At 66.9% G+C, this 16,956-nt stretch carries 14 protein-coding genes; 7 read left to right on the top strand and 7 right to left on the bottom strand.

What is annotated here, in order from left to right:
- Window positions 1-38: 38 nt before the first annotated feature.
- The 4 genes from ACJ7C5_RS18150 to ACJ7C5_RS18135 form a co-directional block, all read right to left on the bottom strand.
- The gene (locus ACJ7C5_RS18150) at window positions 39-899 is read right to left on the bottom strand and encodes an IS3 family transposase (RefSeq protein ID WP_412703693.1); all 861 of its coding nucleotides are present in this window, start codon (window positions 897-899) and stop codon (window positions 39-41) included.
- Complete coding sequence (locus ACJ7C5_RS18145) at window positions 896-1,189, bottom strand: transposase (RefSeq protein WP_006388655.1); 294 nt, start codon at window positions 1,187-1,189, stop codon at window positions 896-898. The genes ACJ7C5_RS18150 and ACJ7C5_RS18145 overlap by 4 nt, the downstream gene beginning before the upstream one ends.
- A gap of 224 nt (window positions 1,190-1,413) precedes the next feature.
- Window positions 1,414-2,841, bottom strand: coding sequence for an amino acid permease (locus ACJ7C5_RS18140; protein WP_097048021.1), 1,428 nt, complete (start codon window positions 2,839-2,841; stop codon window positions 1,414-1,416).
- An 82-nt stretch (window positions 2,842-2,923) separates the two neighbouring features.
- Complete coding sequence (locus ACJ7C5_RS18135) at window positions 2,924-4,399, bottom strand: amino acid permease (RefSeq protein WP_121503164.1); 1,476 nt, start codon at window positions 4,397-4,399, stop codon at window positions 2,924-2,926.
- A gap of 178 nt (window positions 4,400-4,577) precedes the next feature.
- On the opposite strand from ACJ7C5_RS18135, the gene ACJ7C5_RS18130 reads away from it, so the two are divergent.
- Window positions 4,578-5,147 (top strand): NUDIX hydrolase, encoded by a 570-nt coding sequence (locus ACJ7C5_RS18130; protein ID WP_412704708.1) that lies wholly within the window; start codon window positions 4,578-4,580, stop codon window positions 5,145-5,147.
- A gap of 55 nt (window positions 5,148-5,202) precedes the next feature.
- Here ACJ7C5_RS18130 and serA read toward each other — a convergent pair whose 3' ends face one another.
- Complete coding sequence (gene serA, locus ACJ7C5_RS18125; protein WP_412704707.1) at window positions 5,203-6,444, bottom strand: phosphoglycerate dehydrogenase; 1,242 nt, start codon at window positions 6,442-6,444, stop codon at window positions 5,203-5,205.
- Between the two features lie 169 nt (window positions 6,445-6,613).
- Here serA and ACJ7C5_RS18120 point away from each other — a divergent pair, with 169 nt between their 5' ends.
- The 3 genes from ACJ7C5_RS18120 to ACJ7C5_RS18110 all read left to right on the top strand — a co-directional run bounded on the left by ACJ7C5_RS18120 (window position 6,614) and on the right by ACJ7C5_RS18110 (window position 10,273).
- Window positions 6,614-8,002 (top strand): FAD-binding oxidoreductase, encoded by a 1,389-nt coding sequence (locus ACJ7C5_RS18120; RefSeq protein WP_412704706.1) that lies wholly within the window; start codon window positions 6,614-6,616, stop codon window positions 8,000-8,002.
- A gap of 62 nt (window positions 8,003-8,064) precedes the next feature.
- Complete coding sequence (locus ACJ7C5_RS18115) at window positions 8,065-8,364, top strand: DUF2388 domain-containing protein (protein ID WP_014037036.1); 300 nt, start codon at window positions 8,065-8,067, stop codon at window positions 8,362-8,364.
- A gap of 145 nt (window positions 8,365-8,509) precedes the next feature.
- Window positions 8,510-10,273 carry a DUF7844 domain-containing protein gene (locus tag ACJ7C5_RS18110; RefSeq protein WP_412704705.1) on the top strand — a complete coding sequence of 588 codons (1,764 nt, stop codon included), beginning with the start codon at window positions 8,510-8,512 and terminating at the stop codon, window positions 10,271-10,273.
- Here the strand turns inward: ACJ7C5_RS18110 and ACJ7C5_RS18105 are convergent.
- Both ACJ7C5_RS18105 and ACJ7C5_RS18100 read right to left on the bottom strand, forming a co-directional pair.
- Window positions 10,251-11,327 (bottom strand): ATP-binding protein, encoded by a 1,077-nt coding sequence (locus ACJ7C5_RS18105; protein WP_412704704.1) that lies wholly within the window; start codon window positions 11,325-11,327, stop codon window positions 10,251-10,253. The genes ACJ7C5_RS18110 and ACJ7C5_RS18105 overlap by 23 nt on opposite strands.
- The gene (locus ACJ7C5_RS18100) at window positions 11,327-12,043 is read right to left on the bottom strand and encodes a response regulator (RefSeq protein ID WP_412704703.1); all 717 of its coding nucleotides are present in this window, start codon (window positions 12,041-12,043) and stop codon (window positions 11,327-11,329) included. Before ACJ7C5_RS18100 ends, ACJ7C5_RS18105 begins: the two co-directional genes overlap by 1 nt.
- A 129-nt stretch (window positions 12,044-12,172) precedes the next feature.
- Between ACJ7C5_RS18100 and ACJ7C5_RS18095 the strand changes: the two genes are divergently transcribed.
- Genes ACJ7C5_RS18095 through ACJ7C5_RS18085 form a run of 3 tightly spaced genes read left to right on the top strand, consistent with a single transcriptional unit; the run spans window position 12,173 to window position 16,880 of the window.
- Window positions 12,173-13,321: an efflux RND transporter periplasmic adaptor subunit gene (locus ACJ7C5_RS18095; RefSeq protein ID WP_097048028.1), complete on the top strand. Its 1,149-nt coding sequence runs from the start codon at window positions 12,173-12,175 to the stop codon at window positions 13,319-13,321.
- A gap of 36 nt (window positions 13,322-13,357) precedes the next feature.
- Complete coding sequence (locus ACJ7C5_RS18090; RefSeq protein ID WP_412704702.1) at window positions 13,358-16,507, top strand: multidrug efflux RND transporter permease subunit; 3,150 nt, start codon at window positions 13,358-13,360, stop codon at window positions 16,505-16,507.
- A complete protein-coding gene (locus ACJ7C5_RS18085) occupies window positions 16,488-16,880 on the top strand; it encodes a nuclear transport factor 2 family protein (RefSeq protein ID WP_094001938.1) in 393 nt (130 codons plus the stop codon). Before ACJ7C5_RS18090 ends, ACJ7C5_RS18085 begins: the two co-directional genes overlap by 20 nt.
- Window positions 16,881-16,956: the final 76 nt, after the last annotated feature.

Here is a 16,956-nt window from a genome sequence, read left to right as displayed (position 1 = left end):
TGATCTGGCCCCCTGAAAACGGACGCCATGAAGCCGTTTCAGGCGGCAGCCCGGAGCTGCCGGGCGTAGTTGTTAGGCGAGTGGTAGCCCAGCGCCGAGTGTAGCCGGGCTGGATTGTAGAAGCCGTGGATGTAAGCAGCGATGGACTGGCTGGCTTGTTCTCTACTGGCGTAAGGCTCGGCAGCCTCTTCTGTCTTGAGCGTGGCAAAGAAGCTCTCGGCCACCGCGTTGTCCCAGCAATTGCCAGGCCGGCTCATGCTTTGGACCACCTCATGGGACTGCAGCAGCTGGCGAAACTGGTTCCCCCAGTACTGCCCACCACGATCTGAATGGAAGATCAGGCCGGGTCGTTGTGGATGCAGAGCCCAAGCATTGGCAAATGCTTTCACCACCAGCTCTTCAGTCAGACGCTTGGAAACACTGTAGCCCAGCACCTGCCGGGTCTGGACGCTGATGACCACGGCCAGATGCAGCCATCCCTGGCGGGTGGGGACATACGTGATATCCCCGACCCAGGCCGTCGGTCCGGTTCCGGGGGCAAATTGCCGATCCAGCAGGTTGGGGGCGAGCTGAGATGAGCCGCCGGAGGATTTGGGTCGGAATCGGCCTTTGGTCTTGCCCTGGATTCGCTCCTCGGCCATTAACCGTGCCACGCGCTTGTGGCCGACTGGATGATTCCTGGCTCGTAAGGCCCTGACCAGCCGACGTCGCCCATAACTGCGCTTGCTGGTCACATGAATGGCCCGAAGCTCGGTACGGAGGGCCGAATCGACATCGTACGTTTGGGCACACTGCCGGCGCAGGTAGTCATGGAATCCAGAGACAGAAACCCCAAGAACCCGACACAGCAACCTGGTCGGGTAGTGAGTCCTTTGACTGGCGACGAAGGCGTACCTCACTTGGACTCTCTGGCAAAGAACGCCGCCGCTTTTTTTAGGATTTCCCGCTCCATCTTCAGATTGGCGTTCTCGGCCCGAAGGCGGCTGATCTCGCTTTCCAGGTCGGTGGCTGGCCTGCGAGCCTCAGAGGTCAACGACCGGCCAGCACGGACCGCGTCAAGCCAATTTGCCAGCGTCTTGACCGACATCTCCAGCTGACGGGCCGCTGCGGCAGGTCCGAGCGACTCGGCCAACTCCACGGCTTGGTGCTTGAACTCATCGGTGTAGCTACGACGGGTGATACGGGACATAAGGGACCTCCAAGTGCGATCAAAGTATCGCTTCTTGGCGTCCGCTGACGGGGGGCCAGATCAGTGAGCCGCATGGATGCGGCGACCGAGCTTACAGGGACGTACTTGCAGCGTCCCCCGCAACCTCACCCCTCCCCGCCAAACCCTCAACCCAGCTGTTGCTCTGGACGTTGCTTGTGCTCCAAAAGCGGGTGCAGGGCCGCAGGCCCTGCAATACAAAAAAACTACTTACCCCGCAGCCGGCTGTGCCTGAACCCGTAGCAGAAATAGATCACGAAACCGACGAACGTCCACACGCCCATCAGCATCCAGTTGTGCATCGTCATCGCCGACAGCAGGGCAAGGCAACTCAGCACGCCCAGACTGCAGATCAGCCATGCCATCGGCATGCGGAACGGACGCGGCAGGTCGGGCTGGGTGCGGCGCAGGATCAGCACGCCGGCGCACACGGCCGCGAATGCGATCAGCGTGCCCATCGAGGTCAGCTCGCCGAGGATGTCCAGCGGGAACAGCGCCGCCAGCAGCGCGATGCCGATGCCGGTGATCACCGTGTTGATGTGCGGGGTGCGGTACTTCGGGTGGATCTTGGTGAACACCGGCGGCAGCAGGCCGTCGCGGCCCATGATCATGAAGATGCGCGGCTGGCCGATGATCATCACCAGCACCACCGAGGACAGGCCGACCAGTGCGCCGATCTCGACCACCCAGCGCAGCCAGCCCAGCTGTGGGTGGGCCGCCACGGCAGTCACCACCGGCTCGTCGGTGCCCAGCAGCTGGAACGGCACCAGGCCGGTCATCACTGCGGCCATCGCGATGTACAGCACGGTGCAGATCACCAGCGACAGCATCATGCCGAACGGCATGTCGCGCTGCGGGTTCTTCGACTCCTGCGCCGCCACCGATACCGCCTCGAAACCGATGTAGGCGAAGAACACCATCGCCGCACCGCGCAGCACGCCTTCCATGCCGTACTTGCCGGGGCCTTCGTTGGCGGGGATGAACGGCGTCCAGTTGCTGGTGTCCACGTACTTCCAGCCCACCACGATGACCAGCACGATCAGGCCGGTCTTGAGCACGACCATCGCCATGTTCATCGCCGAAGACTTGCTGATGCCGACGTAGCACAGCCAGGTCAGCAGCAGCACCAGTGCGGCGGCCGGCAGGTTGGCGATCGCGCCGGTCGGGCGCAGCTGTGCGTCCAGCGGGGCACTGACCAGCGCCGCCGGTAGATGGATGTCGAACTGGCTGAGCAGACTGAGGAAGTAGCCGGTCCAGCTGACCGCGACCGCCGAGGCGGAGACGCCGTATTCGAGCACCAGCATCCAGCCGATGAACCAGGCCGAGAGCTCGCCGAAGGTGGCGTAGGTGTAGGTGTAGGCGCTGCCGGAGACCGGCACCATCGAGGCGAACTCGGCATAGGCCAGTGCGCAGAAGGCGCAGCAGATGGCCGCCAGTACGAACGACAGCATGATCGCCGGGCCGGCGTGGTTGGCGGCGGCCTGGCCGGTGATGACGAAGATGCCGCCGCCGATCACCGCGCCGATGCCGAGGGCGGTCAGCCCCCAGGGGCCGAGGTGGCGGCGCAGGCTCAGGCCGTTGGCGTCTTCATGGGCGGCATGCGGGTGCTTGGTGGCCCACAGTTGCTTGAACATGTGTGGTGGTCTTGTCAAAGCGCGCCGCAACGGGCGCGCGGGGAAAACGGACGGGCCGGCGCGAGGCCGGCCCGTAGGCGGATCAGGGCGACTTGGCCAGCTTGCTGTTGCGGATGCCGTAGCCCAGGTAGATCAGCAGGCCGAGCAGCGTCCAGCCAACGAACAGGTGCCAGTGCACCACGAATGCCTGCCAGAACAGGAACAGGCAGGTGGCTGCGCCGAGCGGGCAGATGATCCACACCGCCGGCACGCGGAACGGGCGGTGGATCTCCGGCTTGGTATAGCGCAGCACCAGCACGCCGATGCAGACCGTGGCGAAGGCCAGCAGGGTGCCCATCGAGACCAGTTCGCCCAGCACGTTCAGCGGTACCAGGCCGGCCAGTGCGGCGGCGATCACGCCGACCACGATGGTGGCGACGTACGGGGTGCGGAAGCGGGCGTGGACCCTGCCGAAGAACTTCGGCAGCAGACCGTCACGGGAGATGGTGTAGGCGATGCGGGTCTGGCCCATCATCATCACCAGCACCACCGAGGACAGGCCGGCGATGGCGCCGATCTCGACCAGGGTCTTCAGCCAGGACAGGGTCGGGTAGGGCTCCAGCGCGGTGGCCACCGGCTTGTCGGTGCCCAGCAGGTGATACGGCATCATGCCGGTCAGCACCGCACAGACGATGATGTAGACAATGGTGCACACGGCCAGCGAGCCGAGCAGGCCGATCGGCATGTTGCGTTGCGGGTCCTTGGTTTCGCCGGCGGCGGTGGAGACCGCATCGAAGCCGATGTAGGCGAAGAACACGATGGTGGCCGCACGGAACACGCCGCTCCAGCCGAACTCACCCGCCACACCGGTGTTTTCCGGGATGAACGGCTGCCAGTTGGCCGGGTCGATGTGGGCTGCGCCGATGCCGATGAACAGGCAGATGACGGTGACCTTGATCGCCACGATGATCGCGTTGACGAAGGCCGACTGGGTCACGCCCACGTACAGCAGGCCGGACACCGCCGCCACGATCAGCACTGCCGGCAGGTTGAACAGCTTGCCCGAGGCGATGAACTCGCTGCCGGTCCAGGCAATCGGGGCCGCGCTCAGGGCATCCGGGAACGGCATGTGCAGCGTGGTGGTGATGAAGCTGATCAGGTACGCCGACCAGCCGACCGCGACCGAGGCCGAGGCGAACAGGTACTCCAGCACCAGGCACCAGCCGATGAACCAGGCCATGCCTTCGCCGAGGGTGGCGTAGGAATAGGAGTAGGCACTGCCGGAAACCGGCATCATCGCCGCGAACTCGGCGTAGCACAGGCCCGCCAGGGCGCACGCGAAGCCGGCGATGACGAACGACAGCATCACTGCCGGGCCAGCGTGGTTGGCTGCGGCCTGGCCGGTCAGCACGAAGATACCTGCGCCGATCACCGCACCCACGCCAAGCAGGATGAGGTGTTTAGCCGTGAGGGTCCGTTTCAACGTGGCTTCGCCGTCCAGGCTGCCTTCGATGGGTTCGCCGGCATCGACGTGCCCGGCCGGTTCAACCGGCTTGACCCTCAACAGAGCTTTCAGCATGCAGTACTTCCTAGTGATCGGATTGGGTGGGCTGCCGATACGTTGCCGGCAACCCTGGAATGGTGAAGGCCGCGCGAACGGCCCGCTGTACCTTAGCCAAAGCTGAAGCCAACGCACAAGCGCAATCGCAACAATGAACGGCGATAATGAGCAGTATTTTTCCAAACGCCGCCCATTCATGAGCCAGACCGCCGAAACCCTTGCCGTGCTTGACGATCGCCTGCGTGGCCTGCTGCGGGACTATGCCCACCGCGAGCCCGCCCACGACGCACTGGCTGCCGAATTCGGCACATTGTTGGACGATCCGGAAGATCCGTTCCGCCGCGAGCGCCTGGCCGGCCACTTCACCGCCAGCTGCTGGCTGGTCAGTGCCGATGGCCAGCGCCTGCTGCTGACCCACCACCGCAAGCTGCAGCGCTGGCTGCAGCTGGGCGGCCACGCCGACGGCGACCGCGACCTGGCCCAGGTGGCGCTGAAGGAAGCCGAGGAAGAATCGGGACTGAGCGGCCTGGTGCTGGAAGATCCGGCCATCTTCGATCTGGACAAGCACTGGATTCCGGAGCGCAAGGACGTACCGGGGCACTGGCATTACGACGTGCGTTTCGTGATCCGCGCGCTGGGCGGCGAAGCCTTCGTGCTCAGCGAGGAATCGCTGGAACTGGCCTGGCGGCCGGTGACCGAGGTCGCGACCGACCCGGAATCTGACGAATCCATGCAGCGCATGGCGCGCCGCTGGCTGGCGCGCTAGCCACCTGTAGAGCCGAGCCCATGCTCGGCTCTACAAGTGCATGGCGGGATCCGCGTCAATACAGGATGCGCGTGCGCAGCGTACCCGGAATCGCGGCCAGCTCGTCGCGCACCGCAGCAGCCTGTTCCTCGCTGGCGGTGATATCGATCACCACGTAGCCCACCTTCGGGTCGGTGCGCAGGAACTGGCCGTCGATGTTGACGTTGTGGCGCGAGAAGATCTCGTTGACCTTGGACAGCACGCCCGGCACGTTCTGGTGGATGTGCAGCAGGCGCAGGCTGTCGGCATGCTCGGGCAGGGTCACCTCGGGGAAGTTGACTGCCGACAGGGTGCTGCCGTTGTCGCTGTAGCGCACCAGCTTGGCGGCCACTTCAATGCCGATGTTGTCCTGTGCTTCCAGCGTGCTGCCACCCACGTGCGGAGTCAGGATCACGTTGTCGTGGCGGGTCAGCGGCGATTCGAAGATATCGCCATTGCCCTTCGGCTCGATCGGGAACACGTCCAGCGCGGCGCCGCCGACGTGGCCGCTGGCCAGGGCCGCGTCCAGCGCATCGATGTCGACCACAGTGCCGCGCGCGGCGTTGATCAGGTGCGCGCCCTTGCGCATCTTCGCCAGCTCGGTGCTGCCGATCATCCATTGCGTGGACGGGGTTTCCGGCACGTGCAGGGTGACGATGTCGGCGCGGGCGAGCAGATCGTCCAGGCTGGCTGCTGCGCGGGCATTGCCCAGCGCCAGCTTGGTTTCCACGTCGTGGAAGATCACCTGCATGCCCAGCGATTCGGCCAGCACGCCGACCTGGGTGCCGATGTGGCCATAGCCGATGATGCCGAGCGTCTTGCCGCGCACTTCATGGCTGCCGCTGGCCGACTTCGACCAGCCGCCGCGATGGCATTCGGCATTCTTCTGCGGGATGCCGCGGGTCAGCATGATCGCCTCGGCGATCACCAGCTCGGCCACGCTGCGGGTGTTGGAGTACGGCGCGTTGAACACCGGGATGCCGGCCAGCTCGGCCGCGTCCAGGTCGACCTGGTTGGTGCCGATGCAGAAGCAGCCCACCGCGATCAGGCGCTTGGCCTCGGCCAGCACTTCGGCGCTGAGCTGGGTGCGCGAACGGATGCCGACGATGTGCGCCTCGGCGATGCGCGCCTTCAGTTCGTCCTCGGGCAGCGCCTTGGTGTGCGCTTCGATCTGGCTGTAGCCGGCGGCGCTGAACACCTCCACGGCGGTCTGGCTGACCCCCTCCAGCAACAGCACACGGATATCCTGCTTCGGGAACGAGGTCTTCTTCGGCGACATGGGGCAACACGGCCAGTGGGACAGGGGCTGACCACTATGCCAGATCGTGTCGCCCATGGTGCAGTGCGCAATTGGTTGCATCCGTAGCTATCTGCACGGCCGCAGGGCTGGACGCTGGCGCGTGCCGCTGGCACGCTTGCGCGTTCTTCACGCACCGCGCTGGACCGTCATGACCGATTCCCGCATTGCCTCGCTGCATCAGGCCTGTCCCGGCCTGAAGCTGAAGACCGACCCAGCCGACCTGGAGCATTACGGGCGCGACTGGACCCGGCGCTGGACGCCGGCGCCGCTGGCGATCGCACTGCCGGCCACGGTCGAGGAAGTGCAGGCGGTGATGCGCTGGAGCGCAGGCGAGGGCGTGGCCGTGGTGCCGTCCGGTGGCCGCACCGGTCTCTCGGGTGGCGCGGTGGCCGCCAACGGCGAGCTGGTGCTCAGCCTGGAACGGATGAGCAAGGCGCTGGCCTACGACGCGGTCGATCGCACCCTGGTGGTGCAGGCCGGCATGCCGCTGGAAGCCGTGCACAACGCCGCGCTGGACCACGGCCTGATCTACCCGGTGGATTTCGCCGCGCGCGGGTCCTGCTCGATCGGCGGCAACATCGCCACCAATGCCGGCGGCATCCGCGTGATCCGCTACGGCAACACCCGCGAGTGGATCGCGGGACTGAAGGTGGTCACGGCCGATGGCCAGCTGCTGGAACTCAACAAGGGGCTGATCAAGAACTCCAGCGGCTATGACTTCCGCCAGCTGCTGATCGGCTCGGAGGGCACACTGGGCGTGATCGTCGAAGCCACGGTGAAACTGACCGACCCGCCGCCGGCCAGCAACGTGATGCTGCTGGCCGTACCCAGCTTCGAGGTGCTGATGCAGGTATTCGCCGCGTTCCGCGCGCGCCTGCAGCTGCAGGCCTTCGAATTCTTCACTGACCGGGCGCTGGAGCACGTGCTGGCGCATGGCGCGCAGGCACCGTTCGACGAGGTGCATCCGTACTACGTGGTCACCGAGTTCGCCGCCGGCGACGAGGCCCAGGAAGCGGCGGCGATGGCCGCGTTCGAGGACTGCATGGGCAATGGCTGGGTCAGTGACGGCGTGATCAGTGCCAGCGATGCCCAGGCCGCGCAGCTGTGGCGCCTGCGCGAAGGCATCACCGAATCGCTGGCGCGCTACACGCCCTACAAGAATGACGTCTCGGTGCGGATCTCGGCGATGCCGGCGTTCCTGGCCGAGACCCAGGCGCTGATCGGGCAGGCCTACCCGCACTTCGACGTGGTCTGGTTTGGCCATATCGGCGACGGCAACCTGCACATCAATGTGCTCAAGCCGGACGACACCAGCGACGCCGATTTCGTGGCGCAGTGCGAGCATGTGACCAAGCTGCTGGCGCAGGTGCTGGCCCGCTTCGATGGCAGCATCTCGGCCGAGCACGGCATCGGACTGGTCAAGAAGGGCTACCTGGACAGCACCCGCGGCCCGGCCGAGATCGCGTTGATGAAGGCGGTCAAACGCGCGTTCGATCCCCAAGCGCGGCTGAATCCCGGCAAGCTGTTCGACGCCTGAGCCGGGCAAATCCTTCACGTACCCGTTACGCTCCACGCATTCTCACAACCGGCTTCGAACCGATGACCCGTCCGCTCCTGCTGCTTGCCCTGCTGTCCCTGCCGCTGGCCGGCTTCGCTTCCAGCTTCGCTGGCACTTCGGCCGGCTCGGCCACCGGTGCATCCTCCGGTTCGTCGGGCAGCAGCTCGGGCGATGACAAGGTGGTACTGGCTGCGCGCGACGATGCCGCTGCGTTCGTCGCCAGCGACGGCCAGATCCGTGGCGCCCGCCTGCAGGCGGCGCTGGTCCACCTGCGCGAGCAGAGCACCGCCGCACAGCAGCAGAGCGACCTGGAACTGGCCCGCGCGCTGCTGGCGCGTTGATCCGGGCGGCATGACCTCGGCGTCATCGCTTTCTGTAGAGCCGAGCCATGCTCGGCTGAATGCCCGGCGCATGCGGACCGCAACAGCAGCCGAGCATGGCTCGGCTCTACAGTGGTTTGGGCGGTGGAACGCAGCCACGCACGGCGTGGCTCTACTGCTGATCGCTCACGTCGCGCACGCGGCTGATCGTCTGCAGCTTGATCCGTCCGGTCTCGATCCGGCGCAGCAGCAGCTCGCCAGCCAGACCCTGGCCGACGTGCAGTCATTATTGCCAGATGGCCTGCTGCGCGCCCTGCCGGCGCAGGTGCAGGTGCGATGGAGTGATGGCCTTCCCGCCGAGGTGCATGGCCGTGCCTTCGCCGGCCGCATCACGTTGCGCCGCGATCTGCTGGATGACGGCATGCCCGGTGCCCGGCGTGCGCGACGCAGTGCGCTGGTGCACGAACTGACCCATGTTGCTGACCGTACGGGGGCGAACTGGTCGCGCAGTGCGCGTTGGCGGGATCTGGCCGGATGGCAGCGCAAGCCCTGGCACCTCGGCCGTGGCGACAATGACTTCCATGACCGCAGCCCGGATGCCTATGAGCTGAAGGACCCGGCCGAGTACCTCGCCGTGAACGCCGAGCATTTCGTGCTCGACAGCGAGTTTGCCTGCCGGCGCCCGGCATTGGCGCAGTGGTACCAGGCGCATTTTGGAACACCGCCGTCGCTGCCACAGCCGCAGTGCGCTACGACGCTGCCCTTGCTGCAGGCCGAATCGGAAGAAGGCGCTGCATCGCTGCTGCACCTCGACCCGGCGCGCGTCTACGCGGTGGACTACCTGTTCGCCGAAGGCAGTGCGCAGCCGATGAGTCGCTGGGGCCACAGCATGCTGCGGCTGGTGATCTGCAAGCCGGGGCGCGCACCTGGGCCGGACTGCCGCCTGGACCTGGAGTACCACCGCGTGCTGTCGTTCCGCGCCTTCGTTGGTGACGTGCAGATATCCAACTGGCGCGGGCTGACCGGTGGCTATCCGTCGCGGCTGTTCGTGCTGCCGTTGCAGCAGGTGGTGGACGAGTACACCAAGGTCGAGCTGCGCGGATTGCAGTCGCTGCCGTTGCAGCTGGAACGCAGCGAGATCGCCAGCCTGCTCGAGCGTACCGCGCAGGTGCACTGGAGCTATGACGGGCGCTATTACTTCGTCAGCAACAACTGCGCGGTGGAAACCGCCAAGCTGCTGCAGGCGGGTGTGCCGCGACTGGGTCAGGCCGGATTGTCACAACTGAGTCCGCGTGGGTTGAAGCGGCGGCTGTCGCGGATGCAGGTACTGGACGAGCAGGTGCTGGCGGACCGCAATGCAGCACAGGCGCAGGGCTACTACTTCGCCTCGGCGCGCGACCACTACCAGCAGTTGTTCGGCGTGGCCGCGGCCCAGCTGGCCTTGCCCGCGCGCGATGTGCGCGGCTGGTTGAAGCTGCCTGCACAGCGGCGGGCACCGTGGCTGCTGCAGGGTGACCTGCGTGCCAGTGCCGGCCTGTTGCTGCTGGAACAGGCCGCGCAGCGGCGCGCCGAGCTGCGCGCACGCGATGTGCTCAAGCGGCAGCTGCTGGCCGCACCGGACAGCACTGAAACGCGCAGCCTGCGGGGGTTGCTGGAGCAGAGCGGGCAGTGGCTGCGACCGGGGACGCTGCTGCAGGACAGCGGCTATGGATTGCCGCTGGGCGACGAGCAGGCGCTGCTGTCCGAGGCCGTGACCACTGCCAGTGCGCAGGCGGTCCCGGCGTGGCAGGCATTGCGTATCCAGCTGCGCCAGCAGCTGCCGGTGAAGCAGCGCAACGAAATGGATGCGATCGATGCCAATCTGGCCGCACTGGGTGCACACCTGCGCACGCAGGCAGCCGGTACGGCTACTGGCGCGGCAGTTCGATGACGAAGCGGCTGCCGCCGGCGCTGCCCGGGATGCAGTAGACGCGGCCACCGTGTGCATCGGCAATGGCCTTGACCACCGCCAGGCCGAGCCCGCTGCCACCGCCCTGGCGCGAACGCGAGCCATCGGCACGCATGAACGGGGTGAAGATATCCGTGTGCAGTTCCGGGTCGATGCCCGGGCCCTCGTCCTCGATCGACACCTGCACGTGGCCGGGCGTGTCATGCACCGCAATCCGCACCTTGCCCGGACTGGCATAGCGTCGCGCGTTCTCCAGCAGCGCCAGCAATGCCTGGCGCAGGCGGGTCGGATCGCAGTGCGCGTTGTGCTCCTCGCGGCTGGTCTCCAGCTCCAGCACGAAGCCGGCGGCGCGGAACTGGGGATCGACCAGGGTCATCACCGAATGCACCTCGGCCACCACGTCGGTACGCGCGCGGCGCACGTCCAACCGCGCATTGTCGGACAGGCTCAGCACGCGCAGGTCCTCGATCAGGCGGGACAGCCCTTCGACCTGAGCCAGCAGGCTGCGGAACTGGGATTCGTCGGGCTGGAACACGCCCTCGGCCAGTCCCTGCAGACGCCCGCGCAGGATGGTCACCGGCGTGCGCAGTTCATGGGCGATGGCTGCATGCCACATCGCACGCTCGCTCTCCACGTGCTGCAGCCGCCGCGCCATGGCATTGAAGTCCTCGACCAGGGTGGCCACTTCGCCCGGCGAGTTTTCCTCGACGCTGGCACGAGCACCGAGGTCGCCGCCCGCGAGCGCGCGCACGCTGTCCACCAGCGAATTCAACGGCGACAGGATGCGATGGGCAAGACGGAACGAGGCGGCGATGGCCAGCGCCAGGCCGGTCAGGATCACGCCGACCATCCATGCCAGTTCAGGGCCGGTCGGCAGCCAGCTTTCCGGCTCCTCGGTAGTGCCGGGGAAGAATTCGACCAGGACCGCATACAGCAGCCACGATGACAGGATCATCATCACGATGACGCCGATCACCATCAGCGACATCGAGACGATGATGTGGCGGCTGAGCCCGGAGCGGCGCAGGCGGGCCATCAGCGGTCGGCCATCAACCGGTAGCCGACGCCACGCACGCTGGCCGGCACATTGACCATGCCCACTTCATCCAGCTTGCGGCGCAGCTTGCTGACATGGCTGTCGACCGTGCGCTCCAGCGCCTCGCTTTCCGGCAGGCATTCGTGCATCAGTTCACTGCGGCTGAAGATGCGGGTCGGCGCCAGCGCCATGCAGTGCAGCAGCTTGAACTCGGTGAGCGTGAGCAGCACTTCGTGGCTGTAGCCTTCGCCTTCCACGTGTACGGCGTGGGTGGCCGAGTCGATCAGCAGCGGGCCCGCCCGCAGCGCGGTCGGGGCGTCCGCGCGCGAGGCGCGCAACGTACGCCGCAGCACCGCGCGCACGCGTGCCGCCACTTCGGCCGGATTGAACGGCTTGACCACGTAGTCGTCGGCGCCCATGCGCAGTGCGGTCAGCTTGTCCAGATCCTGGTCCAGCGCGGTCAGCATGATCACGGGCGTTTCGCCGCGCTGGCGCAGCTGGGTCAGCACGCTCCAGCCATCCAGGCGCGGCAGCTGCACGTCAAGCAGGACCAGGTCGGGGCGGGCGCTGCGGTGCAGGTCCAGGGCGCTGTGGCCGTCGGCGGCGCGCAGCGTGCGCAGTCCTTCGCGTTCCAGATAGGCGGTGAGAATATCGGCGATCTCGGCCTCATCCTCGACGATAAGGACGAGGGCGGCGAGGGCAGGGGCGGCATGCATGCAGGGGCGGGGCCTTAAGGTGCTTGCCTCCATCGTATCTCCACAGTTCCTCCATCGAAACCCCATCATCGCCACGCACACTCCACGCTTCAGAACCTATCAGCCGCCTGCGCGGCATTGTGCACAGCAATGAGAACCTTCAGGACTCCGGCCGCGTTGATCGCGGCCCTCGCCCTGGCCATGACGGCCTGCTCCGCCCCCGAAGCCACCCCCGAAGCCACGCCACGCGTCAGCGTGATCACTGTCGGCCCGCAGGTGGTGCAGCGCGATGACGAACTGCCCGGCCGCGTGGCCGCCGTGCGCACCGCACAGATCCGTGCCCAGGTGGGCGGCATCGTGCAGCGCCGGCTGTTTGACCAGGGTGCGGAAGTGAGCGCCGGCCAGGCCCTGTTCCAGATCGATCCGGCGGCCTTCCGTGCCGATGTCGATTCGGCACTGGCCGCCTTGCAGCGCAGCGAGGCAGCCCTGGGTCGCAGCCGCGTGCAGTCGCAGCGCCTGCATGCACTGGCCGCCGCACAGGCCGTCAGCCAGCAGCACCGCGACGATGCCAGTGCCGAGTACGAACAGGCCCGAGCCGCCGTGAACGAAGCGCGCGCGATCCTGGCGCGTCGCCAGCTCGACCTGCGCTATGCCACGGTCAGTGCACCGATTGCCGGCCGCATCGACCAGGCGCTGGTGACCGAAGGCGCACTGGTCGGCGTTGCCGATGCAGAGCCGATGGCGGTGGTGCAGCAGATCGACCAGGTCTACGTTGATGTGCGCCAGCCGGCCGCGCAGCTGGAGTCGCTGCAGCGCAGCGCTGTCGGTGGCGACGAGCTGCCGGTGACGATCATCGGTGCGGCCGGCAAGCCGCTGTCCGAGCGTGGCCAGCTGCTGTTCTCCGGCATCAACGTCGATGCGCGTACCGGTGATGTGATCCTGCGTATCCTGGTCGACAACCCGCAGCGCCAGCTGCTGCCCGGCATGTACGTGCGCGCGAAGGTGCCGCGGGGTGCGCCGGCCAGTGCACTGACCGTCCCGCAGCAGGCCGTGCTGCGCAGCGCCGGTGGCCAGGCCTATGCCTGGGTGATCGGTGGCGATGGCAAGGCGGTGATCCGCACGCTGGAAGTCGATGGCAGCGTTGATCGCCAGTGGCTGGTGCGTACGGGCCTGAAGGCGGGCGAGAAGGTGGTGGTCGAGGGCCAGGAACGCCTGCAGGAAGGCGTGGTGGTCGATGCGCGCGACTGGCAGGTGCCGGTCGCCAGCGCCGGTGCAGTGCAGGCCGGCAGCAAGGGCTGAGCCTCTACCGGGCTGGTCCCTCCAGGGAAATCCAACATGGCACGTTTCTTCATCGATCGCCCGGTGTTCGCCTGGGTGCTGGCGATCTTCATCATCCTGGCCGGCGTGCTGGCGATTCCGCGCTTGGCCGTGGAGCGCTATCCGGCGGTCGCGCCGCCCAGCGTCAGCGTCTACGCCAGCTACCCGGGTGCCAGCCCGCAGACGCTGAATGATGCGGTGGTCGGCCTGATCGAGCGCGAGCTGTCCAGCGTCAAGCACCTGCTGTACTTCGAGTCGTCGGTGGACACCTCCGGCGAAGCCTCGATCACCGCCACCTTCAAGCCGGGCACCAACCCGGAGCTGGCGCAGGTGGACGTACAGAACCGGATCAAGGCGATCGAGCCACGGCTGCCGCGCAGCGTGCGCCAGAACGGCCTGTTCGTGGAGGCCGCCGATTCGGGTTTCCTGATGCTGGTCGGCCTGCGTTCGCCGGACGCCAGCGCCAGCGAGGCGGCACTGGGCGACTTCATGGCGCGCAACATCATCGAGGAGCTGCGCCGCATCGATGGCGTCGGCCGTGTGCAGCTGTTCGGTGCCGAGCAGGCGATGCGCGTGTGGCTGGACCCGACCCGGTTGACCGGCTACGGCCTGACCATGGGCGATGTGGCGACCGCCATCGAGCAGCAGAACCTGGAGATCTCGCCGGGACGCATCGGTGATTCGCCGGGTGTTCCAGGCCAGCGCATCACCGTGCCGCTCAGCGCCGACGGCCAGTTGTCCACGCCGGAACAGTTCGCGGCGATCGTGCTGCGTGCCGGGGCCGACGGTTCACGGGTGGTGCTGGGCGATGTCGCCCGCGTTGAGCTGGGTGCGCAGAGCTATGCCTGGGGCACCCGCGAGGACGGCCATCCGGCCACCGCCGCGGGCGTGCAGCTGCGTCCTGGCGCGAACGCGGTGCGTACTGCGTCGGCGGTACGTGAGCGCATGGCCGAACTGGCGCCACTGTTGCCGCGCGGCGTTGAGGCGAGCATCCCGTTCGACACCGCGCCGTTCGTGAAGATCTCGATCCAGAAGGTGGTGCAGACGCTGCTGGAGGCGATGCTGCTGGTGTTCGCGGTGATGTACCTGTTCCTGCAGAACTGGCGCTACACGCTGATTCCAGCGCTGGTCGCACCGATCGCGCTGCTGGGCACCTTCGCGGTGATGCTGGCGCTGGGCTTCTCGATCAACGTGCTGACCATGTTCGGCATGGTGCTGGCGATCGGCATCATCGTCGACGACGCGATCGTGGTGGTCGAGGGCGTGGAACGGATCATGGCCGAGGAGGGCCTGCCGCCGCGCGAGGCCACGATCAAGGCCATGCGCGAACTGACTGGCGCGGTGATCGGCATCACCCTGGTGCTGACCGCAGTGTTCATTCCGATGGCGCTGGCCAGCGGTTCGGTGGGCGCGATCTACCGTCAGTTCACCGTGGCGATGGCGGTGTCGATCCTGTTCTCGGCGCTGCTGGCGTTGAGCCTGACGCCGGCGCTGTGCGCGACCCTGCTGCGCCCGAACACCCATGGCCACCATGGTCGTGGTGGGCTGTTCGGTGCCTTCAATCGTGGCTTCGAGAAGATGACCGGGCGCTACCAGCGTGGCGTGGCCTCGGTGCTGCAACGGAGCGGGCGGGTGATGGGCGTGTTCGCCGCACTGGTAGTGGCGCTGTTGCTGGGCCTGCACTGGTTGCCGGGTGCATTCCTGCCGGAAGACGACCAGGGCTATTTCATGACCTCGATCCAGCTGCCGGCAGAAGCCACCGCCGAACGCACGCTGGCGGTGGTCGAAGCCTACGAACGGCATGTGGCCTCGCGTCCGGGTATCGGCTCCAACCAGTCGATCCTGGGCTACAGCTTCTCCGGTTCCGGCCCGAGCGCGGCGCTGACCTACACCATGCTCAAGGACTGGGGCGAGCGTGCAGGCGCCACCGCGGCCGGCGAGGTGGAGGCCGCGCAGAAGGCGATGGCCGCGATTGCCGAGGGCGAGGTGATGAGTGTGATGCCCCCGGCGATCGACAGCCTGGGCCGTTCGTCCGGGTTCTCGCTGGCCCTGCAGGCGCGTACCGGGCAGAGCCAGGCCGAACTGCGCGCGGCCCTGCAGCAGCTGCTGAAGCTGGCCGAGGCCAGCCCGCTGCTGTCGGAAGTGCATGCCGATGGCCTGCCGGCCGGCACCAGCGTGCGGCTGGACATCGATCGGGCCAAGGCCGAGGCGATGGGTGTGGGCTTCGAACACATCAGCAGCACGCTGTCGGCGGCAATGGGCTCGCAGTACGTCAATGATTTCCCCAACAAGGGCCGGTTGCAGCAGGTGATCCTGCAGGCCGATGCGCCGCATCGCATGGAACTGGAGGATGTGCTGAAGCTGTACGTGCGCAACAGCGAGGGCGGCATGGTGGCGCTGTCCGAACTGGTGACCCCGCACTGGACCGAGGCGCCGCTGCAGCTGCAGCGCTATCTCGGCTTCCCGGCGCTGAACCTGTCCGGCGCACCGGCCTCCGGCGTGTCGACCGGTCAGGCCATGGCGGAGATGGAGCGGTTGGCCGAAAAGCTGCCGTCCGGTTTTGCCCTGCAGTGGACCAGTCAGTCGCTGCAGGAGCGCGAATCGGGCGCGCAGGCGCCGTGGCTGTTGCTGCTGTCGATGCTGGTGGTGTTCCTGGTGCTGGCGGCGCTGTATGAGAGCTGGTCGATCCCGCTGGCGGTGATGCTGGTGGTGCCGCTGGGTCTGCTCGGTGCGGTCGCCGCCGTGTTGTTGCGCGGCATGCCCAACGACGTGTTCTTCAAGGTCGGCATGATCACCGTGATCGGGCTGTCGGCGAAGAACGCGATCCTCATCGTCGAGTTCGCGCGGCAGCTGCAGCAGCAGGGACGCGGACTGGTCGAGGCGGCACTGGAGGCGGCGCGCCTGCGCCTGCGGCCGATCGTGATGACCTCGCTGGCGTTCGCGCTGGGCGTGGTGCCGCTGATGCTGGCGCAGGGCGCGTCGAAGGAAACCCAGCAGGCGATTGGAACCGGTGTGTTCGGCGGCATGGTCAGTGCGACCGTGCTTGCGGTGTTCTTCGTGCCGGTCTTCTATGTAGTGGTGCAGGGCGCGCGGCAGTGGATCGCGCAACGCCTGCGCAGGCGCCGGCCGATGCCAGGAGGAACCGTGGATGGAACGGAACATCGTTGAAGATCTGCACGAGCAACAGTTGATGGTGCTGGAGCAGCGCCTGTGCGCAGCGCTGCTGCAAAATGATCACGATGCGCTGACCGCGCTGGTATCGCCGGCCTTGTTCATGATGGATGGCCACGGCGGGCGCATGCTCGATCTGCCCTGGCTGGGCGATTGGCTGGCCGGTGGCCTGCAGGTACGAAGCCTGCAGCTGCACACGGTGGAAACGCTGCTGTGTGGCCGCCTGGCGCTGCTGTCCAGCGATGTGCGCTTGTCGGTGTGCGAGCAGGGCCAGGAGCGCGAGCTGAAACTGCGCCTGCTGCGGGTCTGGACCTGCAGTTCCGGCGACAGCGGCGCGCAGCTGCTGTCGATGGCGGTGCTGGCCGCATGAACGCGGTCAGGCCCCTTTCAGGCCCCGCTCACCGGCAGGTGGTAGGGTCGAAGATCTCTGTAGTGTCGACAAGGAG

Source organism: Nocardiopsis yanglingensis (assembly GCF_045809185.1).
Lineage (GTDB): Bacteria > Pseudomonadota > Gammaproteobacteria > Xanthomonadales > Xanthomonadaceae > Stenotrophomonas > Stenotrophomonas yanglingensis.
Note: the sequence above shows the minus strand (reverse complement) of the source record. Positions and strands in the feature narration are given on the sequence as shown.

Coding starts and splice junctions, on each gene's coding strand:
- ACJ7C5_RS18145 (WP_006388655.1), bottom strand. CDS start 1,189: ATGTCCCGTATCACCCGTCGTAGCTACACCGATGAGTTCAAGCACCAA.
- ACJ7C5_RS18140 (WP_097048021.1), bottom strand. CDS start 2,841: ATGTTCAAGCAACTGTGGGCCACCAAGCACCCGCATGCCGCCCATGAA.
- ACJ7C5_RS18135 (WP_121503164.1), bottom strand. CDS start 4,399: ATGCTGAAAGCTCTGTTGAGGGTCAAGCCGGTTGAACCGGCCGGGCAC.
- ACJ7C5_RS18130 (WP_412704708.1), top strand. CDS start 4,578: ATGAGCCAGACCGCCGAAACCCTTGCCGTGCTTGACGATCGCCTGCGT.
- serA (WP_412704707.1), bottom strand. CDS start 6,444: ATGTCGCCGAAGAAGACCTCGTTCCCGAAGCAGGATATCCGTGTGCTG.
- ACJ7C5_RS18120 (WP_412704706.1), top strand. CDS start 6,614: ATGACCGATTCCCGCATTGCCTCGCTGCATCAGGCCTGTCCCGGCCTG.
- ACJ7C5_RS18115 (WP_014037036.1), top strand. CDS start 8,065: ATGACCCGTCCGCTCCTGCTGCTTGCCCTGCTGTCCCTGCCGCTGGCC.
- ACJ7C5_RS18105 (WP_412704704.1), bottom strand. CDS start 11,327: ATGGCCCGCCTGCGCCGCTCCGGGCTCAGCCGCCACATCATCGTCTCG.
- ACJ7C5_RS18100 (WP_412704703.1), bottom strand. CDS start 12,043: ATGCATGCCGCCCCTGCCCTCGCCGCCCTCGTCCTTATCGTCGAGGAT.
- ACJ7C5_RS18095 (WP_097048028.1), top strand. CDS start 12,173: ATGAGAACCTTCAGGACTCCGGCCGCGTTGATCGCGGCCCTCGCCCTG.
- ACJ7C5_RS18090 (WP_412704702.1), top strand. CDS start 13,358: ATGGCACGTTTCTTCATCGATCGCCCGGTGTTCGCCTGGGTGCTGGCG.
- ACJ7C5_RS18085 (WP_094001938.1), top strand. CDS start 16,488: ATGGAACGGAACATCGTTGAAGATCTGCACGAGCAACAGTTGATGGTG.